Origin of the sequence: Vibrio sp. nBUS_14, from assembly GCF_051201655.1 — a bacterium.
In the GTDB taxonomy this organism is placed as follows: domain Bacteria; phylum Pseudomonadota; class Gammaproteobacteria; order Enterobacterales; family Vibrionaceae; genus Vibrio.
Map to the genome: position 1 here is coordinate 2032585 of NZ_CP179206.1, position 22108 is coordinate 2054692.

The 22108-nt window shown below is 43.4% G+C and carries 17 protein-coding genes and 4 pseudogenes; 5 read left to right on the forward strand and 16 right to left on the reverse strand.

Annotated features, from left to right (window positions below; translation table 11 throughout):
- The first annotated feature begins 183 nt into the window (after nucleotides 1–183).
- Nucleotides 184–585 carry a YkgJ family cysteine cluster protein gene (locus ACMAZD_RS09570; RefSeq protein WP_102350151.1) on the forward strand — a complete coding sequence of 134 codons (402 nt, stop codon included), beginning with the start codon at nucleotides 184–186 and terminating at the stop codon, nucleotides 583–585.
- A 53-nt stretch (nucleotides 586–638) separates the two neighbouring features.
- Here the strand turns inward: ACMAZD_RS09570 and ACMAZD_RS09575 are convergent, their stop codons facing one another.
- From ACMAZD_RS09575 to ACMAZD_RS09650, 16 genes and pseudogenes are all read right to left on the reverse strand, one after another.
- A complete protein-coding gene (locus ACMAZD_RS09575; protein ID WP_372262743.1) occupies nucleotides 639–1052 on the reverse strand; it encodes an NUDIX domain-containing protein in 414 nt (137 codons plus the stop codon).
- A 198-nt stretch (nucleotides 1053–1250) separates the two neighbouring features.
- A pseudogene (locus ACMAZD_RS09580) lies at nucleotides 1251–1631 on the reverse strand (STAS/SEC14 domain-containing protein).
- A gap of 165 nt (nucleotides 1632–1796) precedes the next feature.
- Nucleotides 1797–2321, reverse strand: a complete 525-nt coding sequence (locus ACMAZD_RS09585) for an HAD family hydrolase (RefSeq protein ID WP_435247056.1) — start codon at nucleotides 2319–2321, stop codon at nucleotides 1797–1799.
- A 42-nt stretch (nucleotides 2322–2363) separates the two neighbouring features.
- Nucleotides 2364–2864, reverse strand: a complete 501-nt coding sequence (locus tag ACMAZD_RS09590) for a GNAT family N-acetyltransferase (protein WP_435247057.1) — start codon at nucleotides 2862–2864, stop codon at nucleotides 2364–2366.
- Between the two features lie 52 nt (nucleotides 2865–2916).
- Nucleotides 2917–3036, reverse strand: a pseudogene (locus ACMAZD_RS09595) (D-2-hydroxyacid dehydrogenase family protein); the annotation flags it as partial.
- Between the two features lie 75 nt (nucleotides 3037–3111).
- The gene (locus tag ACMAZD_RS09600; RefSeq protein ID WP_435249357.1) at nucleotides 3112–3576 is read right to left on the reverse strand and encodes an ASCH domain-containing protein; all 465 of its coding nucleotides are present in this window, start codon (nucleotides 3574–3576) and stop codon (nucleotides 3112–3114) included.
- 223 nt (nucleotides 3577–3799) lie between these two features.
- Nucleotides 3800–4855, reverse strand: coding sequence for a glycerophosphodiester phosphodiesterase (gene glpQ / locus ACMAZD_RS09605; RefSeq protein WP_435247058.1), 1056 nt, complete (start codon nucleotides 4853–4855; stop codon nucleotides 3800–3802).
- A gap of 110 nt (nucleotides 4856–4965) precedes the next feature.
- Nucleotides 4966–6336, reverse strand: a complete 1371-nt coding sequence (gene glpT / locus ACMAZD_RS09610) for a glycerol-3-phosphate transporter (RefSeq protein ID WP_435247059.1) — start codon at nucleotides 6334–6336, stop codon at nucleotides 4966–4968.
- 435 nt (nucleotides 6337–6771) lie between these two features.
- Nucleotides 6772–7026: a DUF3297 family protein gene (locus tag ACMAZD_RS09615; RefSeq protein ID WP_029223190.1), complete on the reverse strand. Its 255-nt coding sequence runs from the start codon at nucleotides 7024–7026 to the stop codon at nucleotides 6772–6774.
- 244 nt (nucleotides 7027–7270) lie between these two features.
- Nucleotides 7271–9463 (reverse strand): TonB-dependent siderophore receptor, encoded by a 2193-nt coding sequence (locus ACMAZD_RS09620; RefSeq protein ID WP_435249358.1) that lies wholly within the window; start codon nucleotides 9461–9463, stop codon nucleotides 7271–7273.
- Nucleotides 9464–9588: 125 nt separating this feature from the next.
- Nucleotides 9589–11244 (reverse strand): multidrug ABC transporter permease/ATP-binding protein, encoded by a 1656-nt coding sequence (locus ACMAZD_RS09625; protein ID WP_435247060.1) that lies wholly within the window; start codon nucleotides 11242–11244, stop codon nucleotides 9589–9591.
- A 211-nt stretch (nucleotides 11245–11455) separates the two neighbouring features.
- A complete protein-coding gene (gene fhuB, locus ACMAZD_RS09630; protein ID WP_435247061.1) occupies nucleotides 11456–13432 on the reverse strand; it encodes a Fe(3+)-hydroxamate ABC transporter permease FhuB in 1977 nt (658 codons plus the stop codon).
- Nucleotides 13429–14367 carry an ABC transporter substrate-binding protein gene (locus tag ACMAZD_RS09635; RefSeq protein WP_435247062.1) on the reverse strand — a complete coding sequence of 313 codons (939 nt, stop codon included), beginning with the start codon at nucleotides 14365–14367 and terminating at the stop codon, nucleotides 13429–13431. The genes fhuB and ACMAZD_RS09635 overlap by 4 nt, the downstream gene beginning before the upstream one ends.
- A complete protein-coding gene (locus ACMAZD_RS09640) occupies nucleotides 14364–15143 on the reverse strand; it encodes an ABC transporter ATP-binding protein (RefSeq protein WP_435247063.1) in 780 nt (259 codons plus the stop codon). Before ACMAZD_RS09640 ends, ACMAZD_RS09635 begins: the two co-directional genes overlap by 4 nt.
- A gap of 374 nt (nucleotides 15144–15517) precedes the next feature.
- Nucleotides 15518–15934, reverse strand: a pseudogene (locus ACMAZD_RS09645) (GNAT family N-acetyltransferase).
- 273 nt (nucleotides 15935–16207) lie between these two features.
- Nucleotides 16208–17337, reverse strand: a pseudogene (locus ACMAZD_RS09650) (PcfJ domain-containing protein).
- Between the two features lie 242 nt (nucleotides 17338–17579).
- Here ACMAZD_RS09650 and ACMAZD_RS09655 point away from each other — a divergent pair.
- The 4 genes from ACMAZD_RS09655 to ACMAZD_RS09670 all read left to right on the forward strand — a co-directional run bounded on the left by ACMAZD_RS09655 (nucleotide 17580) and on the right by ACMAZD_RS09670 (nucleotide 21967).
- The gene (locus ACMAZD_RS09655) at nucleotides 17580–18002 is read left to right on the forward strand and encodes a universal stress protein (protein ID WP_435247064.1); all 423 of its coding nucleotides are present in this window, start codon (nucleotides 17580–17582) and stop codon (nucleotides 18000–18002) included.
- 286 nt (nucleotides 18003–18288) lie between these two features.
- The gene (locus tag ACMAZD_RS09660; RefSeq protein ID WP_435247065.1) at nucleotides 18289–19671 is read left to right on the forward strand and encodes a DASH family cryptochrome; all 1383 of its coding nucleotides are present in this window, start codon (nucleotides 18289–18291) and stop codon (nucleotides 19669–19671) included.
- Entirely contained in the window at nucleotides 19668–21227 is a 1560-nt protein-coding gene (locus ACMAZD_RS09665) for a cryptochrome/photolyase family protein (protein WP_435247066.1), read from the forward strand. Before ACMAZD_RS09660 ends, ACMAZD_RS09665 begins: the two co-directional genes overlap by 4 nt.
- Nucleotides 21227–21967, forward strand: a complete 741-nt coding sequence (locus ACMAZD_RS09670) for an SDR family oxidoreductase (RefSeq protein ID WP_435247067.1) — start codon at nucleotides 21227–21229, stop codon at nucleotides 21965–21967. The genes ACMAZD_RS09665 and ACMAZD_RS09670 overlap by 1 nt, the downstream gene beginning before the upstream one ends.
- Nucleotides 21968–22108: the final 141 nt, after the last annotated feature.

The window sequence follows — 22108 nt, forward strand, 5'->3', positions numbered from 1 at the left end:
TTAATCACTTGCTAGGCGTAAATTGTATCACTGTTTACAGCCCTGTTTGCAGTGTTGTGACTTAGATAAATGAACATCAAATGAGGTTCTTCCTTTGATGTTCCGAACAATGGACAACAAAATCAACGTGCCACGGCTATCAATGATAAAATGACAAAAGCTCACCAACCAATGAAGTCATTAATGAAAAATTGTAATCAATGCGGAAAATGCTGTATCAAATATGGAGATGGTGACCTTGCCGCGACTCAAGAAGAAATTGATTTATGGGAGCTGTTCAACCCAGACATATTTGAATATGTTCGCGGTAGTGAGATTTGGTTTGATCCGGAATCTGGCGAACGTTTAAGTCGTTGCCCTTTCCTAGAGGTTGTTCCAACTAAAGATAAGACTGCTCAAGCAAAATATACATGCAGTATTTACTTAGACCGGCCTGAAGATTGCCGCCACTACCCGAGCTTAATCAATGAGATGGTAAGAGATGAATGCGAGATGATTGAGGTGGTGGATTTACAAGATACGAAAAAAGCTCAAAGAAAACTCGATATTCTGATGAAAGACAGTCGCCCTTCAAGCTTTTCATAAGCACTGATATTATAAAGATCCTGACTAAACAGTCGTTCTGTATTAACGAGCCATTATTTACTGATCAGTGGTAAATAGTGGTTTGCTTCTAACCAATCAAGCGCAACAAGAGCAGCCAATGAGCATACAGCTCTGTCGTTGCCATCAACAAACTTAAGCTCTTCGATTTCAGCGTCTGGAGCGAGTTCGCCAGTATAATCTGCAAGGTAACACGTCAACTGCACTGACACGCCTTCTGCTTTGCCGTCAGCTTGGCCAGTGAACGTCTCTACGTATTTGATTGAATCAGGTACTAGGTCTACTGATATTTCTTCTTTGATTTCACGAACCAATGCTTGCTCATCACTTTCCCCTGCTTCTCGCTTTCCGCCCGGCAAGTAGAACAGTTCTTTGCCTTTTGACCTTACCATCAGCAGCTTACTATCTTCAATGAATATCCAAGCGAGCTTATCAATTACCTTATTCATGTTCTTAAACCTTGTTATTGTGTTTATTATTCTGGTTAAAGCGACGATATCGCATGGGCGGTATGTTACCTACAGCCGTCAGCATATTCTATTGAATTTCAGAAAAAAATAACTTTGGGAGTCGATGAATGACAGCTGGTGGTTCGTTAAAGGTCAACGCTTAGCACCAGCTGTCACTTGAAATAAGATATGATGAATCTAATCAACAAGCCACTCTATGGCAGAGTCGTGATCTTCGATTGATTTGATGTCACCAGACACAAACCAACTGCCGACTTTTGACGCCATTTCTTGCCAGCTTTTATCGCCGTAAATAGCAATCTTGTCTATCTTGGAGTTTAGTACTAAACCGAGTTTGAAATCGTCCCACGCGGCGCGCAGTTCCCACCCCGTCAGCATTGAGATATCGACCATCATCTTTAATGCTGATGAATCGATCTATTTTATAGTGGTTTTTAAGATAGGTATCATCGCTTGATAGTCGTCGTGCGTTAGTTTCCCTTTCGCTTTGAACACGATGATGGTTGCACCTCTTAGACGTTCAATCCCAACCGATATTCCATGACGTTCAATACTCATAGCCTAACCCTTATATTAGAAATCTAAACTTAGCTTAGAGCATTAGATAGGCAATAAATGAGAGGTTTACGTCAAAACAAACAAGCTTGTCGTTATGTTTTAAGATCAAGGATTTGAGCGGTACCTAAGCGTGATGACGACTACTGACACCAGACCTCTGAATGGTCATCCATTGAGGTGCTCCAATAGTTGGCTCAGGCTTTGAATCTGCACGATTTTCGCATAGTTTGATTCAAACACTTTTCCTTCTGCGTTAAACCAAATAGCTTGTAAGCCAGCTTCAAGCGCAGGATAGATATCTTTTTCTGGAGTATCGCCAATCATAGTGACATCTTGGGGTTCGATACCTAGCTTGGCAATAATGGCAGGATAAAAACCAGAATCATATTTAGATAAGCCAATACTTGCCGTACAGAAGTAGCCATCAATGTATTGGGACAACCCGACACGTTCAAATGCACTGATGATGTCATCTGTACTGGAATCGGCCGCGTTCGTCGCGATGTAGATGTTGTGATGCTCCGACAATTGAGTGAGTAAGGCTTGTGCTCCACTCACTTCTTCAACGGTTTTCCAGTCACACATTTTCCCTTGTGCGTCTGAAAAGTCGACCATCAGCGTATTGCCCCAATCAAATAAGACGGTTTTGGTCAGCCTGATTGAAACCGTTGATTTTGTGCCTTTGTTCATCATGCCTCCTGCATTGATGATGTTACGAAAGTTTTACGGTACTTATAAGAGTTTCTCGATAAGAATCTCATCAAAGTACTGCTTGCCGATCTTAGCGTGTTTCTTTGCTATTCCAACAGTTTCAAAACTCTGTTTGAGATAAGCCGCTAATGCGCGTTCGTTATTGGCTAGAACATACGCAAAAAGTTTTTCGTAGCCTTTAGTTTTTGCCACTTCGAATGTGTGATCAAATAGCTGCCTTGCAACGCCTTGCCCACGGCTGTTTGCGTCAACATAAGTCCCAATAATACCCACATGGTCAAAGGCTTTCGTATATGAGGCAAACGGCTCTACGTTTTGAAAGCCAAGCAGGTCACCAGTCGCTTCATTGACCGCAACACTGAATACACCTCGATCTGGAAACGACTCAATAAATGCCTTCTCCTCTTCGACCGTAAACGTCTTATCCAAGATAGTGTAACGTGCTTCAGTAATAATTGGATTCAATACGCCAATTATACCCTGAGCATCATCTACTGTTACTTGTCTGATTGTTAAGCTCATACTTTCTTTACCTTTTATCTTTGGATAGATTCTAGCTCGATATGCCATCCCTTTAATAGGGCAAAATGTTGTCGAAAGCGATATCAAAGTAGAGTTCGTAGCTATTTTGTTCAACGTAGCCTAAATGCGGGATTGCCGTGACGTTCGGTAAGGATAATAAAGGTTCAATGTCTAGTTATATTACTTTAGTCAAAGATAGCTAAAGTGCCATGCCTTGAGATTCAACATTACACTCGCTGCGACTTCACTATTGATGGACGACTTTGAAACGCTCAAGCACCAACATCATGTCTTCACGTGGTGTGATCTTTAATTCTTCACACTCACGAGAGAAAAAGTTCCAGTGCGCTTCTCGCCACCATGCCAAAGTTTTGTCCCCCTCGCCTTCAGCGGCAGCAAACTCAGCCGTCACCTGGTTATAAGGGCACAATGACACCGAGGTAAGTTCAACAATACAGACAGGCTCACCGTTCCAATCAGTGACCACCTGTAAGTGACCAACAACGGGCATGGTTTCGCCTTCATGGCTGTACCAGTATTCCAAGCTGCACGAGGCTTGTTTTTCACCTTTCAGTATCAGCTGCGCGCATAGATTGGCATTGTATTCATCCGCACAGTAATAGTCGGCACTGAATGAGGTGTATTGTTTGGCAGCTTCAGCCGGCAGTGTATTGAGATAGCTATCTAGATAGGCTTTGCTTCTTTCTTCCATGATGTGTCCATTTTCAATATTCGTTTTAGCCAGAAGCGCTATATATTGAGCAACTGACTGCATTGCGCGTAACCTATCAAGGAGCGTAAGAGGTGTAAACCAAGTAACGATGAAAGTGTGTTAAGAGAGTAGAATTAATGCAGGGTTGTTAGATCAAAAAAAGAGCTAAAAACACCTTCAGGCAGTGCTTTTAACTCTTTGTATTTTATTATGGATTAACCAATTAACGGTTTAAGAAGTCTACCGCTTTATCAGGGAAGTCGGTAAACACACCGTCGACTTTCACTTGGTTATAAAACACATCCAACATCCCATCGAAGTTATCGACATAACCTGGAATTCGGCCTGGATCAGCGCGGAATGTGTATGGGTGAACATCTAAGCCTGCGTCTTTCGCTGATTTCATCAATGGTTTAATAATGATGTTATCTTTGGTCGATGCATCGTCCACTAACATAGGCTTCCATGGGCCAATGCCATCAGCATAGCTAGCGACTTTTGCCATGCCGCCTTTCTCAAACATCCAGTCATAACTGTATGGCGTGGCTTTGTCGCCCTTGTAAGTCATGGTTTCATTCCAGTCTGTATAAGCCATCAGCTGAACAAGCTTGAGGTCCATTTTCATCGCTGGCATGAGTTCGTCGTTAATACGTTTTAGTTCGTTTGCATCGAAACATTGCAGGTAAACCTTATCGTCTTTAGATAGGTAACCATATTGATGTAAGGTAGCCAGTACCGCTTTAGAAATGTCTTTGCCTTCATGGCGGTGGAACCAAGGTGCTTTGATTTCTGGGTAGATACCAACGTCATAGCCAAGGGTCTTATTCAAGCCTTGGATCATTTCGATTTCTTCTGCAAACGTTGGTACTCGGAAATCAGACTGCCACATTGGGAAGCGTGTTGGGTAACCTGCGACTTTGTTCTCTTGATCATCAAGCTTGAAGCCTTCTGTCACTCTTAATGACTTAATCTCGGCGAGCGTAAAGTCTATCGCGTAGTAGCGCCCATCTTCACGCGCGCGGTCAGGAAAGTGCTCTGCAACATCGGTAACTCGATCTAAATAGTGATCATGTAGAACCACCAATTGGTCATCTTTGGTCATCACGACATCTTGTTCGATGTAGTCCGGTTTCATTGCGTAAGCGAGTGCTTTCGCCGGTAATGTATGTTCAGGTAAATAACCTGATGCACCACGGTGAGCGATCACTAAAGAATCGGCAAGCGCATTGGTTGATAAGCTAAGTGCTAAAAGAGTTAGGCACATTGACGTTGTTTTCATTATTTTTATTCCTTTGATAGCACAGAGGCAGGTTACCCCTGCCTCTTTTATTTATTAGTATGATTTTGTTTATTAATACTGTCTCAACAAACAATTTAGCTAACGAGTGATTATGCTAATGCTTCTTTCTCTCGCTCAAGGCTTTTCCCTTTATGGTGCTTACGCTCACCAAAAAATGCGTACAGCAGACAGATGATTGAAGCGACACAAGCACCGACCAAGATAATAAAACCACCATCCCAACCGTAAAGGTCAACCATAAAGCCAAGTACTGCGTTTGCAGCAACCGCACCGCCTAGGTAACCAAACAAACCCGTTAAGCCAGCCGCTGTTCCCGCCGCTTTTTTAGGCGCAAGTTCAAGTGCATACAAGCCTATTAACATTACTGGACCATAGATAAGGAAACCAATTGCAATCAGTGCCAGCATATCGACCGTTGGGTTGCCTGCTGGGTTCAGCCAATACACCAAGACAGCAATAGTTACGAGTACCATGAATAGCATACCTGCGGGTGCACGTCGGCCTTTAAATAACTTATCCGAAATCCAACCACATAATAAAGTGCCAGGGATACCTGCCCACTCGTACAAGAAATAAGCCCAAGACGATTTATCTACGGAGAAACCCTTCGCTTCATTTAAGTAAACCGGAGCCCAATCAAGTACACCGTAACGAATTAGGTAAACAAACGCATTCGCGATAGCAATTGACCACAACAACTTGTTAGAGAATATATATTTAAAGAAGATTTCCTTAGCTGTCATCTCTGTCTCGTGAGACTTATCGTAATCATCTGGGTAATCGTCTTTGTGTTCTTCAATTGGAGGCAAACCACAAGATTGGGGTGTATCTCTTACTGTAAACCAAACGAAAATAGCGACGAGAGTGGCAAAAAATGCAGGAACATAAAAAGCGGTTCGCCAGTCGTCGTTAAAAGCCCAAAGCCCCAATAAGAACATTGGACCAATCAATCCGCCGCCAACATTGTGCGCAACATTCCATACCGACACTATCTCGCCACGTTCTTTACGTGACCACCAGTGCACCATGGTTCGCCCACAAGCCGGCCAGCCCATACCTTGAAACCAACCATTCAAAAATAGCAGGATAAACATTGCGGTAATGCTGCCTGTTGCCCAAGGCATGAAACCAAAGCAGAACATCACCAGTGCCGACATTAACAAGCCGCCGCTGAGGAAATAACGTGGGTTAGAGCGGTCCGACACGCTTCCCATTAAAAATTTAGATAAGCCGTAAGCAATTGACACTGCAGCCAAGGCAATACCAAGCTCACCTCGGCTAAAGCCTTGTTCAATAAGGTAAGGCATTGCCAAACTGAAGTTTTTGCGAACTAAATAATAGCCTGCGTAGCCAACAAAGATGCCGAGAAACAGCTGCCATCGTAAACGTGTGTAGGTGCTATCGATCTTATCTGATGATAAGCGGTCGATATGCGCCATAGGTTTGAATATTCCAAACATAGGAACCTCATAAATATTGGGCGATAGAATTAAAAATGCTCGAACGAAAAAAGTTAGGCGCTCATTCGAAAGCCAGGGCATTGTATGTGCTTCAGGATTAATTTCTGTGATAGAGATAGCCATTAACAATAAATAACCTATATACAGCACTTTAGTTTCATTTAATTAGACTACGCTTCATATTTTCGTTTGTATCTTTCAAGTCTAAAAATGGGGCAAGCGAACAATAATTGTTCGAATGAACAAATAACGAACAAACTATTTAAATCTGGTTGGTAAATTAGCGAAGGAATTAGAGCGAGCGTGTGGCTAACAGCTAAATTTTGATTTAGCAGATGCTTATCAGTAAATTAAAAACAAAAAGGGCCTAGATTTCTCTAGACCCTTCTATATAACAGCGTTTTGTACTCGACATTATCGAGTTACACGAAGTGATTAATCTTCGATGTAGAAAGCTTCTACTGTGCCTTTAAGAGTAATAAGCATTGGCTGGCCAAAACGATCTAGCGCTTTAGGTGAAGGGATCTTAACCCAACCTTCGCTGATGCAGTATTCTTCAACATCAGTACGCTCTTTACCATTTAGACGAATGCCAATTGGGTATTCGAAACACTCAGCCACGTGGTGTGGGCTACGTGGGTTACCTGCAAGATGATCTGGTAAAGCTGGTCTTGAATTAGTATCGCTCATGTTCATTACCTGTATGTACGTAAATAAAAAAAGTGCGTCATTCTAGTCAATATAGGCTTTGTGCTCAACAACTGCTGCAATAAATCGTATTGATCGTTTTATTCAGCGTCTAGTTGTCTGATTTGGCAGCGATATGAACATGAGGTTGAACGAAAGTTACACAAAATCTTGTGTTGAAGATAAAGGGAGATGATCAACTTAATAAAAGCACCCAACCAACTGGCCGAGTGCATATAAACCAGTGCTACCAGTCGTAGGTTACACTTGCAATTACGTTACGGCGATCACCGTAAAAACAAGAACCAGAGCAAGTCGCCACGTATTCTTTGTCCGCTAAGTTCTTCGCTGCAACTTGGAACTTGTAATCTTCGATTCGGTAACTTAGTGTGGCGTCAAACAATGTGTAAGAAGGAACAACGTTAGTTTCTGTATTGTCGGCATACGAATCACCAACGTAACGTGCACCCGCACCAACGGTTAAGCCATCAAGCGGACCACTCAAGAAACGATAGTTTGCCCAAGCCGAAGCCAGTTGATCGGCAATTTGTGACGGCGTGTTCCCCACAATACTGTTGTCAGCATCTTCAGTGATTTCAGAATCAATGAACGACACATTACCAATCAAAGTCAATGCTTCGGTCACGTTTGCCACCGCTTCCAGTTCAATGCCACGGTTGCGGACTTCACCAATTTGCGTGAATTGTTTTTTACGCATACTCTTCAAGTTCTCTTTCGATACTTGAAATGCCGCAATGTTGAAGTAGCCTTCAAAACTACGCGGTTGGTATTTCAAGCCCACTTCGTATTGCTCACCACGTTCTGGTTTCGCAGGATTTTTATTGTCATCTAGTTCGATAATAGGATTAAACGACTGGGCATAGCTCACATAAGGTGTAAAGCCACTATCCATCAAGTAAGCAACACCGAAGTTGGTTGTCCACTCTTCGTTATCAACCTTAGTTTTTGCGCCCGTAGTCGTGTTATGTGTCTTGTTTTGGGAATCGTCGTAACGAACACCAACTTGCACTGCCCACTTGTCAGCTATCATCATTTGGTCTTGAAGATACAGGCCTAGCTGATTGTTTTTGGTCTTAGTCGTTTCGCGATCAGATTCATCAACGACACCAAAGCTTAGATTAAGCAGAGTCACGTTATCGCTATATGATGGATTGAACACATCAAACAATGGGTTAGCGATTGGAACTGGCACGCTAATCGAACTATTGCCATCGGCAACAATTGGATCGCTAGCGTAGTCTTTACTATCGATGTCGATACTTTGGTAATCAATACCAGCTAATAGAGTGTGCTCTACAACTCCGGTTTTGAAGGTATGTACAACTCGGTTATCAATGTTGAATGCGTCCGATGTACCTTCTTCCGTCGATGCGCCACGTAGAATCTTACTTTCCGTAGGGTCATATGCTCCTAACCCGTTATCCTTTGCATAACCAAGCGAATACATTTGACGAAGGTTGATGTCCATCTTGCTGTAACGTGTGTTCTGCATGAAATAGGTACTGTCATTAAAATGATGTTCAAATTCATACCCTACTGACAGTTGTTCACGCTCGAACGTTTCCCAATCTGTATTGCCTACCGCAGTGCTATCACTGATTTTCCCGTTTGGATTCGACGTTAACGTCCCTTCCATTGGCAAGAATTGCAGATACGGATCAGAATCATCTTTTTGGTAGCTAGTGAGTAGCGTAATTTTGGTGTCGTCTGTGAATTTATAAGCCAGAGAAGGAGCGATAAAAATGCGTTCAGCTTCTACACCATCGACACGGCTGCCATTTTTACGACCAAGCGCTTGAAGACGGAAAGCCATTTTGTCATTGACTTCAGAGTTCACATCTAAACTGATTTGCTTACGATCGTCAGTACCGTATTCGATAGCAAACTGACCCGAGCCACCATCAAACTGTGGACGCTTGCTCACGACGTTAATCACCCCACCAGGAGGGGTTTGGCCGTATAGTGCAGATCCTGGACCTCGTAAAATTTCTACACGCTCCAAACCAAACGGGTCGATTTGCCAACTGTAGAAATCTGATGAATACAAACGGGTACCGTCTTGATACAAGCCACTGTTTGCTTGCTGAAAACCACGGATAACAAACCAATCTTGCTTGTTGTCTTCACCAAAATAATTCGCTTGGATACTCGGTGTGTATTGCAATGCATCGGCAATACTGATTGACGCTCGGTCGTCCATCTGTTCACGAGTAACAATAGAAATTGCACGTGGTGTCTCACCTATCGCAACGTCTGTTTTTGTTGCTGTTCGACTGCTTAATCCTACGTAACTAAAATCAGGACCTACTGAGCTGTCTTCAAGTTGCTGCCCGATAACAACAACGGTTTCATCTTCGTTAGCTTGAGCCATTCCTGACGATACAACTAAAGCGACCGCAAGTGCTGTTGGGGTACGCATAAAGTGCCGATTCATATATTTCTCCTTCAATACGGCTATGAACCTATTGCAATAAAACACAAACAATCACTGTAATTTTTACTATTTAATTGTTTGTATTTGAGCCTAACTCGGCTCTTAAAAACTCAAGCGACAACACTTTCTAGTGCTTGGTGCGCTTGAACCAAATTCCCTTTACTCAACTCAATAAGATTGCCGTTATCCATTTTGAAAATGCGGTCTGCGGCATCAAAATAAGCGTCATCATGAGTAATCGCGATGACAGTCACGCCACGTTGTTTAAGCATTGGCAATAACTGACGGTAAAACAGTTTTCTGAAACGTGGGTCCTGATCAGCGGCCCATTCATCAAGCAGAATACAACCGCGTTTTTCGAGTACTGACATCATCAGTGCCAGTCGCTTTCGTTGACCTTGTGAGTAGCGAACGTCACTTAACTTACCTTGTTGATGATCAACCTTGTATGCCATTTCAAGACGAACCATCCATTCGTCAACATCTTTGCTATCGATGTCTTGACCTTCGCCATCAACAATTTGATGGAATAAATGGAAATCACTGAACACTGCCGAAAACTGATGGCGATAATCTTGCCAATGCGCTTGAGTCACCTCATTGCCATCGACATAAACTTGGCCAGAATGTGGCCGGTAGAGTCCAGTAAGCAAACGAGCAAAGGTCGATTTACCACTGCCATTGCCACCAATAATGAAGATATGTTCGCCGCGTTCTATTTTGAAATTGATTGGACCTACGCCGAATGCGTCGCCATCTGAATCTGAGCGATAGCGATAGCGAGCACCCACGAGTTCAAGAGAATGAAATACTTTGTTTTTTGCCGATTTCGGATTCAAGCTTCGATCGGTACTCAACTCTAATGACGACAACTTCTTCATCGAAATATTGGCAGTAATCAAGGTTGGAATTGAGCCTACTGCAGACATCAATGGTGTTCTCATAAACAACACGACCAAAGCAAATGTAGACGCAACTTCTAACGTCGCCCAACCTAAACCAGTCGCCAGGTAAAAGTTCAAACCAATCAGCGCCAACACCACGGTGTTCGCCATGTTTGCAGCGAAACCATTTAGGATATCGGCCTGTGTCACTTCATTTCTGTAACCTTCAGCATTGACTGAAAAGGTTTCATCAAAGTACCGCTTGGCTCTGAATGGATTTAAAGACAGCTCTTTACGTCCATCAATCAAGGACTGGTAATCGTGATACAACTTGTCGTCGTACTCACGAACCTGTTTAACGTGTTTAGTGATGCGTGTAACAAGTAGGTAGCCAATGACACCGGTTAAAGACAGCATTAAAACGCTGACACCAAAAAGAGGCATAGACAAAAAAGCCAAGTAGATCAAAGCCACAACCGTTAACACCAAGCCATAAATCAGCTCTGGTAAATGTACGAACGCAATAGTGATGTTGCGAATGTCTGTGTTCAGTGACGCGAGTACGCCTGCACTTCCAACCTTCTCGACTTGTTCAATATCGGTATTCAATAATTGAGAGACCAGTTCACAACGTTTGTTATAAACAAATTTATGACCCAATTTATGGAGAGCGATTTGAGCAACGGTGGCTGTCACCAACAAACCAATGAGCAGCAAGGTAAACTGAATTAGGGTATTGGAAAGTGGTCCATTGCTTTCAAGTAATTTGTGCTGAATAAACGCAATCACGCCCACGCTCAAGAACGCACTCGCTATACTCAACAAGATCACGAAGGAAAGTGATTTTTTCTGTTTTTCAGCCAGTAATAGGATCAAGCCCATTTCATACACACCATTTAATTAATTATTATTGTGATTATCATTATTAATAAAGAAAAAAATAATCCCGTATAAACCAAGTTCGATAATCTTGTTGTTTAGTCTTGGCCTCTAGAAGCTCACCGGTTCATTCAACAGACACCCGTTTACGAGCGTTCAGTAGCCGCTCTAAGTAACTACACAAGTAACTACACAAGTAACTACAGCGACTAAGCTATAACCTTCTTAAGCCCCACATCAGGTACATGCCACCGATAATCGAAGCTACCAAGCCTGCCGGGATCTCTTGTGGGTAAAGCCACTGTCTACCAAGCCAATCCGAGAACAACATCAGTGCCATACCAATTAACGAAGAACAGATCAGGTGCTCTTTAGCACGGTTATAGCCAAATAGTCTCGCCATATGAGGAGCCATCAAACCAATAAAGCTTAATGGACCAACCACCAGTGTTGCGCTAACGGTTAAACATGCCACCAGCACCAACAATAGAATTCGAGATCTGGAAACATTGATACCAAGAGATTGCGCACTCTCCTGCCCTAATGGCAACACATCCAACCATCGCACACAGAGGAACCCTAACGAGATAAATACAACCGAAGATATCAGTAACGGAACGAGAGTTGCTTCGGTGACGTAACACGTTGATCCTGCCAACCAAGCCAGAACCTTATAACTTCTTGGGTCGCCACCTGCCAATACAAAACTTTGCACAGCGTTCATCAGTGCCGTTATCGCAACGCCTGTTAGTAATACTCTTTCCGGTTGGAAGCCCGACTTTTGATTAAGCACGACAATGATGCCCAAAGTGCAGACCGCGCCAATAAAACCACCGACATAAAGCCCAACAACGCTGCTGCCAAAGCCTGCAAAAATTGCAATGATCAAACCTAATGCCGTACCAGAACTGATACCAATCACTTCTGGACTAGCCATTGGGTTGCCACTCAAACGCTGGACGATCGTGCCAGCGACTGCCAACATGCCGCCCGCTAATGCCGCTGCCGTCAATCGAGGTAAACGCCACTCAAGCATTGCCCAGTCTTGAGTTTGAAATAACCAACGCCAACCTTCAGTTTGTACAGAGAACAAACTGAACACGACCAGCGACAGTACAATAAACAAGCCGGCCAATACCACTGAGTGCTTATTTAAGCGAGAAGCTACTTCCTTATGACGTGTTAATATAGTTTGTGTTTGTAACTGACTTTTCATTGATAACTTGGGTAGTAACCACAACAACAATGGAGCACCCAACGCAGCTGTTGCAGCACCTGTCGGTATAAACATCGACATGATGCCTGGTAGTTGTTGAATAAGCAGATCGGTAAGGCTTAACAACAAGCCGCCTAACACCATCGATACCAATAACTTAGGCACTAAACGGTGTACACCCATCAAGCGTGCTAACGCGGGGGCCGCTAAACCAACGAATCCAATAACACCCACAGCACTGACAACCCAAACTGTCAACAATACAGCTAGTCCTAAACAACCAACTCTCAATTTAGGTAACGAAACACCTAAGCTCTTAGCGCCCTGCTCTGATAACTGGAGTAAACTCAGTGGTTTTACGAACAGAAACGCCATGAGAGTCGCAATCGCTAAGCGTGGAGCTAAGTAGTCAACATCTTCCCATCCGGTTTGAACCAGTGAACCTGCGCCCCAAATCATTAAGCCATTCAGTTTGTCTTGGTTCATCATTAATAAGACAGTGCTCACAGCGCCAAAATAGAGGTTAACGACCAAGCCAGATACAATCACCACAGTTGGAGACAACGCACGTCGCCAAGACAAAGCAAACACCAAACCAATCGTTGTGATGCCACCAACGAGCGCCACCAGCGAATAAGACCACTCTAAAAGCCAAGGGGCGTAAAGCGTCGCTAACATAAGTGCAAAGCTCGAACCACTCGCGACACCTAACGTAGACGGTGAAGCCAAAGGGTTTCTGAGCACCTGTTGCATCAAGACACCCGCCACTGCCAATGCTGCGCCAGATAACAATGTAGTGAATAACCTCGGCCACCAAGCCAAATGCAGTTTCACTGAGTCTGGAGAAGTGAAATCAACGCTCCACAAGCTAGAAAGTCGGCTCAGTCCGAACTGAGAGAAAGATAAGTGTTGGCCGATTAACGCCAATGTAGAAAACATTAACAGTGTCAAAACACCAAACGAAAGAGCTCTCATAGCACGTCTCCTTGATTCAATTCAGAAACAATGAACCTTGCAAAGCGTGTTGCAGAAGGTATCGCTCCGAAGCTCCATACCGCTGGAACTTGTAACGCGGGATAGCCCGACTCTTTCACAATGTATTGCCAAAACTGATTTGCTTTAAGGCTCTCTTCTGTTCCCGCTGGCATTGGAGAAATGATCACGATTTGTCCTTTAACGCCAATAAGTTGATCGACACCAACCAAACTGTAACCCCAAGCGTTGGTTTGCCCTGTCCATGCGGATTCAAGGCCAATCTTGTTTACTGAAGCTTTATATAGGCTGTTGTCTCCAAAGACACGAACGTGATTAGTATCCATGAATTGCACCATCAACATTGCAGGAGCACTGTTGGGTAGCTGAGATCCTAAACGATCCATTTCAGCATTCGCTTCCTCTATCAAAACTTCAGCTTGAGATTGTTTTTCAGAGACCTCTGCTAGCTTTCGAGTAATTGTTTCTAACGCCGACCAATCGACATCGCCGCTTCGGTACAAACCAATGGTCGTGACAGGGGCAATTTTGCTTAGTTGAGTCTCCAACGTTGAAAACATTGGAGAGAGTAATATTTTGTCGGGTTTGAGCTCATGAATACGTTCAAGGTTTGGCTGTGTTCGTAAGCCAACACCTGCAACAGTTGGGGGGATTTGAGGAGACTTTACCCACGAGTTGTAATCGGGTATTTGCGCTACCGCAATAGGAGTAACGTCCAACGCCAAAAGCGTTTCTGTGTGAGTCCAATCGATGGAAACCAATCGAGGTCGATCGTCATCATTCATCTCAGGCGTATCTTGTTTGGCTAACGAAAGTGGAGAAAATGCTAGTAAGCTCGAGATGACGACACTTGAAATAAGAGTACGAGTGACGTGCGAGCGATGTAATATTGATTGAAAAGGCTGTTTGAACATCATGCTGGCTCCAGATCACCGGGCATCGCGACTGGGTAACCTGCAGAGTGTTGAGTAATGTGCATAGGCACACCATAGATATCTTTCAATATCGATTCTTTGAACACCTCATCAACCTCGCCTTCGACTAATAGCTCACCACTATGAAGGGCAATAATGTGGTCGCAAAAACGCGCAGCCATGTTGATGTCATGAATGACAATGATCACTCCAATTTCCAATGTTTCACTCAATCGCTTAATCAATGTCAGCATCTCGATCTGATGCCCGATATCAAGCGCTGCTAGAGGCTCATCAAGCAACAGGTATTTGGTGCGCTGAGCTAACAACATCGCTAACCAAACACGCTGGCGTTCACCACCCGATAAAGTATCCACCAAACGATCAGCGTATTGCGCAGTGTCGGTAAGTTGCATCGCCTCTTCAACATACTTCTTATCTTTACTTGAAAGTCGGCCCAATAAGCCGTGCCAAGGGTAGCGACCAAAGCTCACGAGATCTTTGCCGGATAAACTGTCGGTTACAGGTAAATGTTGAGGCAAGTAAGCAATTTGCTGTGCAAAGTCCTTATCAGACCATTTAGCGACCGTTTTATCTTTCAGGAAAATATCACCTGAAGTGGCGCGCTGCTGCTTCGCTAACAACTTTAATAAAGTCGATTTTCCCGAGCCGTTATGCCCAACCAAAGCGTAGATTTTCCCTTGCTCGAACGACACATCAAATGTCTTGAGTAATTGCTTATCTCCTACGCTAAAACCGAGACCCTTTGCTTCGAGCATATCTTCAACCTTAAAACTCATCATTTAACAAAAAAATCAATGGAATGCGAACATATTCACACAATCATTAACAAGCAAATATTTATACACTTACAGAAAATCTAATGCAAACGATTCTCATTTAGATTAAACTGAATGTCGTACTAATTTATGCCTATATTTTATAGAGTTAGAGCTTAATTTAGAGAATGAAATCTAAAATTGATTCAAGATCTTGTCGCAACGTAGTTTAAGCATTTATGAAAATGTGCTTATAAATCGATGGATGAGGAAGACAGAGAGTTTCGTGGCTGTTAGGCTGTTTCCGCATATTCAGCCTAAAACGAAACGCTCATCACGAGATGTTCTGGGTCGGTTTCAATATCGACAATTGATCAACCGAGAGAAAGGTACAAAGGCGCAATATTGGTGTAGGCGCACAAGTTAGCCGTTGAATCTTTCGAGGATTGAGATTGAGATCGATAATAATCTGGCATTTGTGCGACTTCACGCTTAATCAATTCACTCGCAACACCTTGACCACGCCACTGGGAATCCACACAGACAGCATTTACCCAAACCACATCCCTTACTTGATGAGGTTCTTGAAATGAGAATACGCTAACACACCGATGACTGGATTATCTCGCAGCACAACCATTACCGGTGGTAACTGGGGGGTGATCAAGATTGGAGACTTCAGAATAAGAAGCCTTAAATTCAAAATCCAACCATTCGCTTTGGAAAAGTCGTTCGAGTTGCTGCCTGTATGGTGAGTGCTGTTCACATTGTCTAAATACGACTCTCTGCATTTAAAATTCCTTTTCAAATACTCGTACTGCGTTGGGGTATGTTGGATATAGGTTATATCCTCTACTAAGTGTAGCGATATCGAATCTGCTTGCTTGAGATAAGCAGGTGGTTATTCCTCTTCTTCATAATGCTCTTCATCCGGGTCTTGATTGATCTCTTCGCCACCCCCCAAGCACTCCGCTTGCAAATCGGTTGGCATGACAATAATCAAACCACAATACGGTCATAAATTACCTTGTTGATACATCATTTTATTCCTTCTACTGCAACGGCTATTGTTTAGTATACTTTTGCTTACTCAGTTCTAGCCAATCGTAAATGACTTGGTGAGCAGACTCTGATGGCGGTGCATTTCGTTTCCCACAGATCTCGTCAATCTCAAACGGAAAGGCTTTGCTTGGAACACGGCGCAGGCCAATGGTTAAGCGCTGAGGCTTGAGCATGCGAAATACTACATAGCGGTCGCTCATGATTCTATTATGATAAACACTAATACAATGTTTTTGTTCAACGCCCTCTTGTTAAAGGTCGTAGTAATCAGTCAGCGGATGAATGTTGTCGTTACCAAGTAAAGGGACGGGATAAGAGATGTCCATGTCCACAGGGCGATTTCCTTCTAGACGGCGTAACTGACGCAGCTCTGTCCACCTATCGTGCAGTTGCTCAAACATGGCAAAGGAGTTTTGACTCGTGATAGCGCGCAATGGATCGTCCATCTGCAAATCCTGTCCCAATAAAATTGCATCTTGGAACATGGCCATTTTTGAGGGGCATTGAGCCTACCCTCTTCTACCATCGCGATACCTAATCGACTGCCGGTTAAAAACGGATGAACCTGATCCAAACGTAACGCTGTGTAACCTACTTTTGAATAATGTTTGAATTTCAATACACGTCTTTGTAGCGGTTCGAGAATTCGCACAATATGTTTGAGCTCATCACCGACGTTGTAATGCAACTCTAACTTATCGATAAACTTGAGCGTCGCTTTACTTCCGTCTAAGCCGAGTTTTACTAAGATTCTCTTTTGACCTAAACGACTAATTTCTAAGGCTTTCTTGTTATCGACACTGTATTTCATGCAGATTAACGCCAAAATAACGGGCCTTAATTCAAGCAGTTGTGCCGCTTCATAAGTGTTCGCAGCTAGCCATAACATTTGAAATTGATACTCTGGAAAATCATCGGTGATTTCACGATAACGAGCAAGTAGTGAATCTAACCAACGACCATTCACATCAAACTGTTCAACGAGATTAAAGCTTAAACCAATACCACCATCGAGCGGGTGTCGACCATCTTCAAACACATGAAAGCCCACGAGCTTTTGTGACCAATCACTGATCTCAATATCGTAATCAAAGCCTAATGTGCGAGTGGGAATGGTGAGTAATGCTGTCATTGATGCTTCTTCGTTAATAGCGCGTTGGACTGTCGAACTTATCTAATAGCTAAAGCATAAAGATCGAACTCGGGTCACTATAACAACCTTTTGTAAATTTCATATCAATCAAAGCGATATAAATACGAGAGTACTTAGAAGAGCTTTGAATGATGATTTTACGCAATATGAGACTTCTTCGATATCATTTACTTATATAGAAACTATGCTTGTTACATCACTAACAACAAGAGGCTTTAATTATGGAATACCGACATATTCTGGTCGCACTTGAAATATCTGATGACTCGAAAATACTCATCGATAGAGCAACCTTCTTCGCGAACAAACTAGAAACGGAACTTTCATTTGTTTATATCGACGGTACTCACGGAGAAATTTACCCAGAACTCGTTGATATTCAAAAAAATAATGATGACCTACCTGTCAATGAAGGCGCTATAAAACACTTAAGAGAGTTTGAGGCTTACGCTAAACAGCCGATTCAACATATCTTTGTGGGTACGGGTGATTTGAATGACAAGCTCAAAGACACCGTAAAAGCGCATAATATTGACCTAATCCTTTGCGGTCATCATCATGATTTTTGGCATAAGATCATCTCACACTCGAAGCAATTGATAGACTCTTCTTCTGTGGACATACTCGTCGTTCCGATGGACTAGCTGCTTCTAAAGATTAACTGCTCCTATGAGCTGTCTGCACCTCAAGGCTGACTGCTTCCATGGACTAGAACTCCTAAAAACTGTTGCTGTTAAAAATAACTGTTTGGCTTGTAAGGCCAAACTTCATTAGCCAACCTCTATCGGTATTATTGGTTGGCTTACATCCCCTATTCCATCTTCTTATCTACCTCAATCCAACGATCACTGACTTGCTGAAATCATTTGTGATCTTGTCGGCTTATCAACTCGTAAGCGTCTAATAATTAACAAATCACGAGTGTAAGTAATGAAAAAGATTGGTCTCTATCTTTTTACAAATGACTTAAGAACCAACGACAATCAGTTGCTTCAACACGCCGCGCAGGTTGTCGATAAGCTCGTTTGCGTTATTGTCGAACCCACGCTGTCCCGCTTCTCTTCTGAATTCGCACAAGAGCTCAGTTATGGCGCACATCGCCAAACCTTTATTTCACAATCGACAGTCAATCTAGAAGCCAGTTTAATAAAGCTTGGACAACAATTTGTTGTGATCCGCTGTACCCACCTAGAACCCGACACAACCGAGCAAACACTAAACCAAATCGTTGCTTCACAAAATGTCACCCACTTTTTCGCTAACGCCAACTGCGGTTACGACGAGCGACAATTAATTCATGCACTACAAAGCCGTCACCCTGAGTTAATAACATACTTGCCACACCACTCGACCTTGTTTGACCAAAGCGAGCTACCGTTCGAACTATCAAAGGTACCTAGCTCGTTTACCAAGTTTAGAAAGCTAGTCGAACACTTGGAAGTTAATGGCGATGAGACGGTTATTTCACGCCGACCACCAACGGTGACACCTGAGCTAATATCGACAATTCCACGATTCAGTTCAGCAACTGATGAAAACGGAGTAACAATCGATTATTTGGGTGGTGAAGATGCAGGACTAGCGCATTTAGACAACTACTTTTCACATGATTACGCTCTTAATTACAAACAGACTCGAAACGCATTTGACGGCATCGAAAATTCAACCAAGTTCTCGCCGTGGTTGGCACTCGGCTGCGTTTCTCCTAAAACGATTTATCGCCATTTGAAACAATTCGAGGCCCAACATGGCAGTAACGATTCAACCTACTGGATTTACTTTGAGTTGTTGTGGCGCGAATATTTCTATTGGAAGTGCCTGTCTCTTGGCTCATCGCTATTCGGTGACTATTCACATCGTGAACTCTACAGCCCTAACTCCTCGGCAACGTCGAATCTTAATTTCGCTAAATGGAAAAGTGGCAACACCAACTACCCGATTGTCGATGCGTGTATGCGCCAACTGAATGAAACAGGCTATATGTCTAATCGCGGAAGGCAGCTAGCTGCTAGCTGTTTGATCTACGAATTGGGGATCGATTGGCGACACGGCGCAGCCTATTTTGAGAGCAAACTCATCGATTATGACGTTGCATCAAACTGGGGTAACTGGGCATATATTGCAGGAGAGTTAAGACCTCCGGTAAGCGCTCAAACCAACAAGCAAAAGAATGCCGACCAAGCACAACCCAAATCACACCATTTCGACTTGGCTAAGCAGACCGATATGTACGATCCAAACCACCTCTTTATAAACAAGTGGAATACGAGCAGCAAAAAACCTGTCTTAAACAACAATCAGGATGTGTTATGAACTTCAAAACCGTGCGCCTTGTCTTGGGCGACCAACTCAATGTCCAACACTCTTGGTTTCAACAGGTTGATGATGACGTCATTTATATTATTGCCGAACTCAAGCAAGAGACTGACTACGTTGCATCGCACGTCCAAAAGGTGGCCGCTTTTTTCTCGGCGATGGGCTATTTTGCCGACGAACTCAAACAACAAGGTCATCAGGTACTCCACCTAACTCTGGATGACACGACTCAATTTGAGAGTCTCGATGCGCTATTGCAGCACTATGTACACGAGTTTGCTACTGAAAAGTTTGAATACCAACGGCCAGATGAGTATCGACTTCTCCAACAACTGGCAAAGCTAAAGTTAACTGGAGTAACAAAAGGCTGTAGCGACTCCGAACACTTCTTGTTTCCGTTTGACGAGATTGAAGGCCAGTTTCCGAAAGACAAACACATCATGATGGAACACTTCTATCGTCGAATGAGAAAGCGTTTCAACATCCTGATCCACGATGGCAAACCAGTTGGCGGAAAATGGAATTACGATGCAAACAATCGCAAGAGACTAAAGAAGCAAGACATCGAAAACTTACCGCAACCATTAATGTTTGCCAACGACATTTCTGCGATTTTAAAACGTATAGAGCATCATCAAGTTCAAACCATTGGTGAAGTTGGCGACCAATTATTATGGCCAGTCAATCGAGCGCAAAGTCTCTCGCTACTTGCTCACTTCTGCCAAGTTTGTTTGCCATTATTCGGTCAGTTCCAAGATGCGATGACGACTGAACACGATTCAAAGTGGAGTTTGTATCACAGCCGCCTCTCCTTTTCGTTGAACAGCAAGTTGCTAAGCCCCCATGAAGTGATTAACGCGGCAATGTCAGCTTATCAGGCTTCTTCTAAGGCAAATGCACCCACTATCGATATTGCACAAGTCGAAGGGTTCGTACGCCAGATTTTAGGTTGGAGAGAATACATACGTGGCGTGTATTGGGCGAACATGCCTGCTTACGCCAATAAAAACCACTATGCAGCAGACAGACAGTTGCCTCATTACTTTTGGGATGGACAAACCAAGATGAATTGCATGAAACACGCGATTGATCAATCCCTGGAATTTGCTTATGCGCACCATATTCAAAGGCTCATGATCACCGGTAACTTCTGTTTAATCACAGGGATTTCGCCGGATCAAGTCGACAGTTGGTACCTCGGTATTTATGTTGATGCGATTGAGTGGGTCGAAATGCCGAATACGCGAGGTATGGCACTTTTTGCTGATGGCGGGATCGTCGGAACCAAACCATACTCTGCCAGCGGTTCTTACATTAATCGCATGAGTGATTACTGCAAAGGCTGTCATTATCAAATTAAAGAGCGCAGTGGCGAGAGTTCTTGTCCATTCAATAGCTTGTACTGGCGCTTTATGAACAAACATCGCGACGCTTTAAATCGTAATCCTCGAATGGGGATGCTTTATCGCTCTTGGGACAATATGGATGAACAAGACCAACAAGCGATACTCGACACCGCAGAACAACGACTGACTAACTTGGAGAACTTATAATGGTGGAACAACTCAAATTACACATACTAGTCATTGGTGGCAGCGGCGGTATTGGTTTCGCCGTGGTTAAGCACCTATTGTCTGAGCTGTCTCGCTTTGATTTTCTCGATGTACATGTTGACGCGACCTATCATTCTCAACGACCAGAATTGGAAGATCACCGTTTGAATTGGCACCAAGTCGATGCCACCAGCGAAGCTGATATTGAGCAGCTAAGCACTCAATTCGAGCGATTGGATTGGTTAATAAATTGCGTGGGTATGCTTCATACTCCAGACCTTGGCCCGGAAAAGAACCTGTCCTCTATCGACCCGGAATTCTTTCTGAAAAACATCTCAGTAAACACCCTACCTAGTTTGTTACTGGCCAAACACTTCACGCCGATTCTTAAAGCCAGCGACAATCCAAAGTTCGCGGTGGTATCGGCCAAGGTCGGCAGTATTTCAGACAACCGCTTGGGTGGATGGTATAGCTATCGATCATCTAAAGCCGCACTCAACATGTTCATCAAAACCATGTCGATTGAATGGCAACGTACATTGAAGAAAGGCACAGTGTTAGCACTACACCCTGGTACAACCGACACGGCTCTATCTAAGCCCTTTCAGACCAATGTGCCGCAAGGTAAGTTGTTTGAGCCTAGTTATGTTGCTCATCAGTTGGTGGACATCATTCGAACCGCTACGCCGGATAAAAGCGGTCATTTCTACGCGTATGATGGTGAGCAGTTAAAGTGGTAATTAATACCAGTGCCCGTCTTTTTGAGTTCTAAAAAAATAACCTAACAGAGTTGAGGCTCCATTGGGTTATTTTTTGAAAGGGCGCCTTAGTTTTTTAAGACGTTATGACTGACATTTTACGAAAGTTCAAAACGGATCATT

Bases quoted from the DNA above. Each gene is read 5' to 3' on its own strand.
- glpT (WP_435247059.1), bottom strand. From the start codon at position 6,336: ATGTTTGGAATATTCAAACCTATGGCGCATATCGACCGCTTATCATCA.
- glpQ (WP_435247058.1), bottom strand. From the start codon at position 4,855: ATGAAAACAACGTCAATGTGCCTAACTCTTTTAGCACTTAGCTTATCA.
- ACMAZD_RS09620 (WP_435249358.1), bottom strand. From the start codon at position 9,463: ATGCGTACCCCAACAGCACTTGCGGTCGCTTTAGTTGTATCGTCAGGA.
- ACMAZD_RS09655 (WP_435247064.1), top strand. From the start codon at position 17,580: ATGGAATACCGACATATTCTGGTCGCACTTGAAATATCTGATGACTCG.
- fhuB (WP_435247061.1), bottom strand. From the start codon at position 13,432: ATGAGAGCTCTTTCGTTTGGTGTTTTGACACTGTTAATGTTTTCTACA.
- ACMAZD_RS09590 (WP_435247057.1), bottom strand. From the start codon at position 2,864: ATGAGCTTAACAATCAGACAAGTAACAGTAGATGATGCTCAGGGTATA.
- ACMAZD_RS09600 (WP_435249357.1), bottom strand. From the start codon at position 3,576: ATGGAAGAAAGAAGCAAAGCCTATCTAGATAGCTATCTCAATACACTG.
- ACMAZD_RS09635 (WP_435247062.1), bottom strand. From the start codon at position 14,367: ATGATGTTCAAACAGCCTTTTCAATCAATATTACATCGCTCGCACGTC.
- ACMAZD_RS09660 (WP_435247065.1), top strand. From the start codon at position 18,289: ATGAAAAAGATTGGTCTCTATCTTTTTACAAATGACTTAAGAACCAAC.
- ACMAZD_RS09625 (WP_435247060.1), bottom strand. From the start codon at position 11,244: ATGGGCTTGATCCTATTACTGGCTGAAAAACAGAAAAAATCACTTTCC.
- ACMAZD_RS09585 (WP_435247056.1), bottom strand. From the start codon at position 2,321: ATGAACAAAGGCACAAAATCAACGGTTTCAATCAGGCTGACCAAAACC.
- ACMAZD_RS09640 (WP_435247063.1), bottom strand. From the start codon at position 15,143: ATGCTCGAAGCAAAGGGTCTCGGTTTTAGCGTAGGAGATAAGCAATTA.
- ACMAZD_RS09670 (WP_435247067.1), top strand. From the start codon at position 21,227: ATGGTGGAACAACTCAAATTACACATACTAGTCATTGGTGGCAGCGGC.
- ACMAZD_RS09575 (WP_372262743.1), bottom strand. From the start codon at position 1,052: ATGAATAAGGTAATTGATAAGCTCGCTTGGATATTCATTGAAGATAGT.
- ACMAZD_RS09615 (WP_029223190.1), bottom strand. From the start codon at position 7,026: ATGAGCGATACTAATTCAAGACCAGCTTTACCAGATCATCTTGCAGGT.
- ACMAZD_RS09665 (WP_435247066.1), top strand. From the start codon at position 19,668: ATGAACTTCAAAACCGTGCGCCTTGTCTTGGGCGACCAACTCAATGTC.
- ACMAZD_RS09570 (WP_102350151.1), top strand. From the start codon at position 184: ATGAAAAATTGTAATCAATGCGGAAAATGCTGTATCAAATATGGAGAT.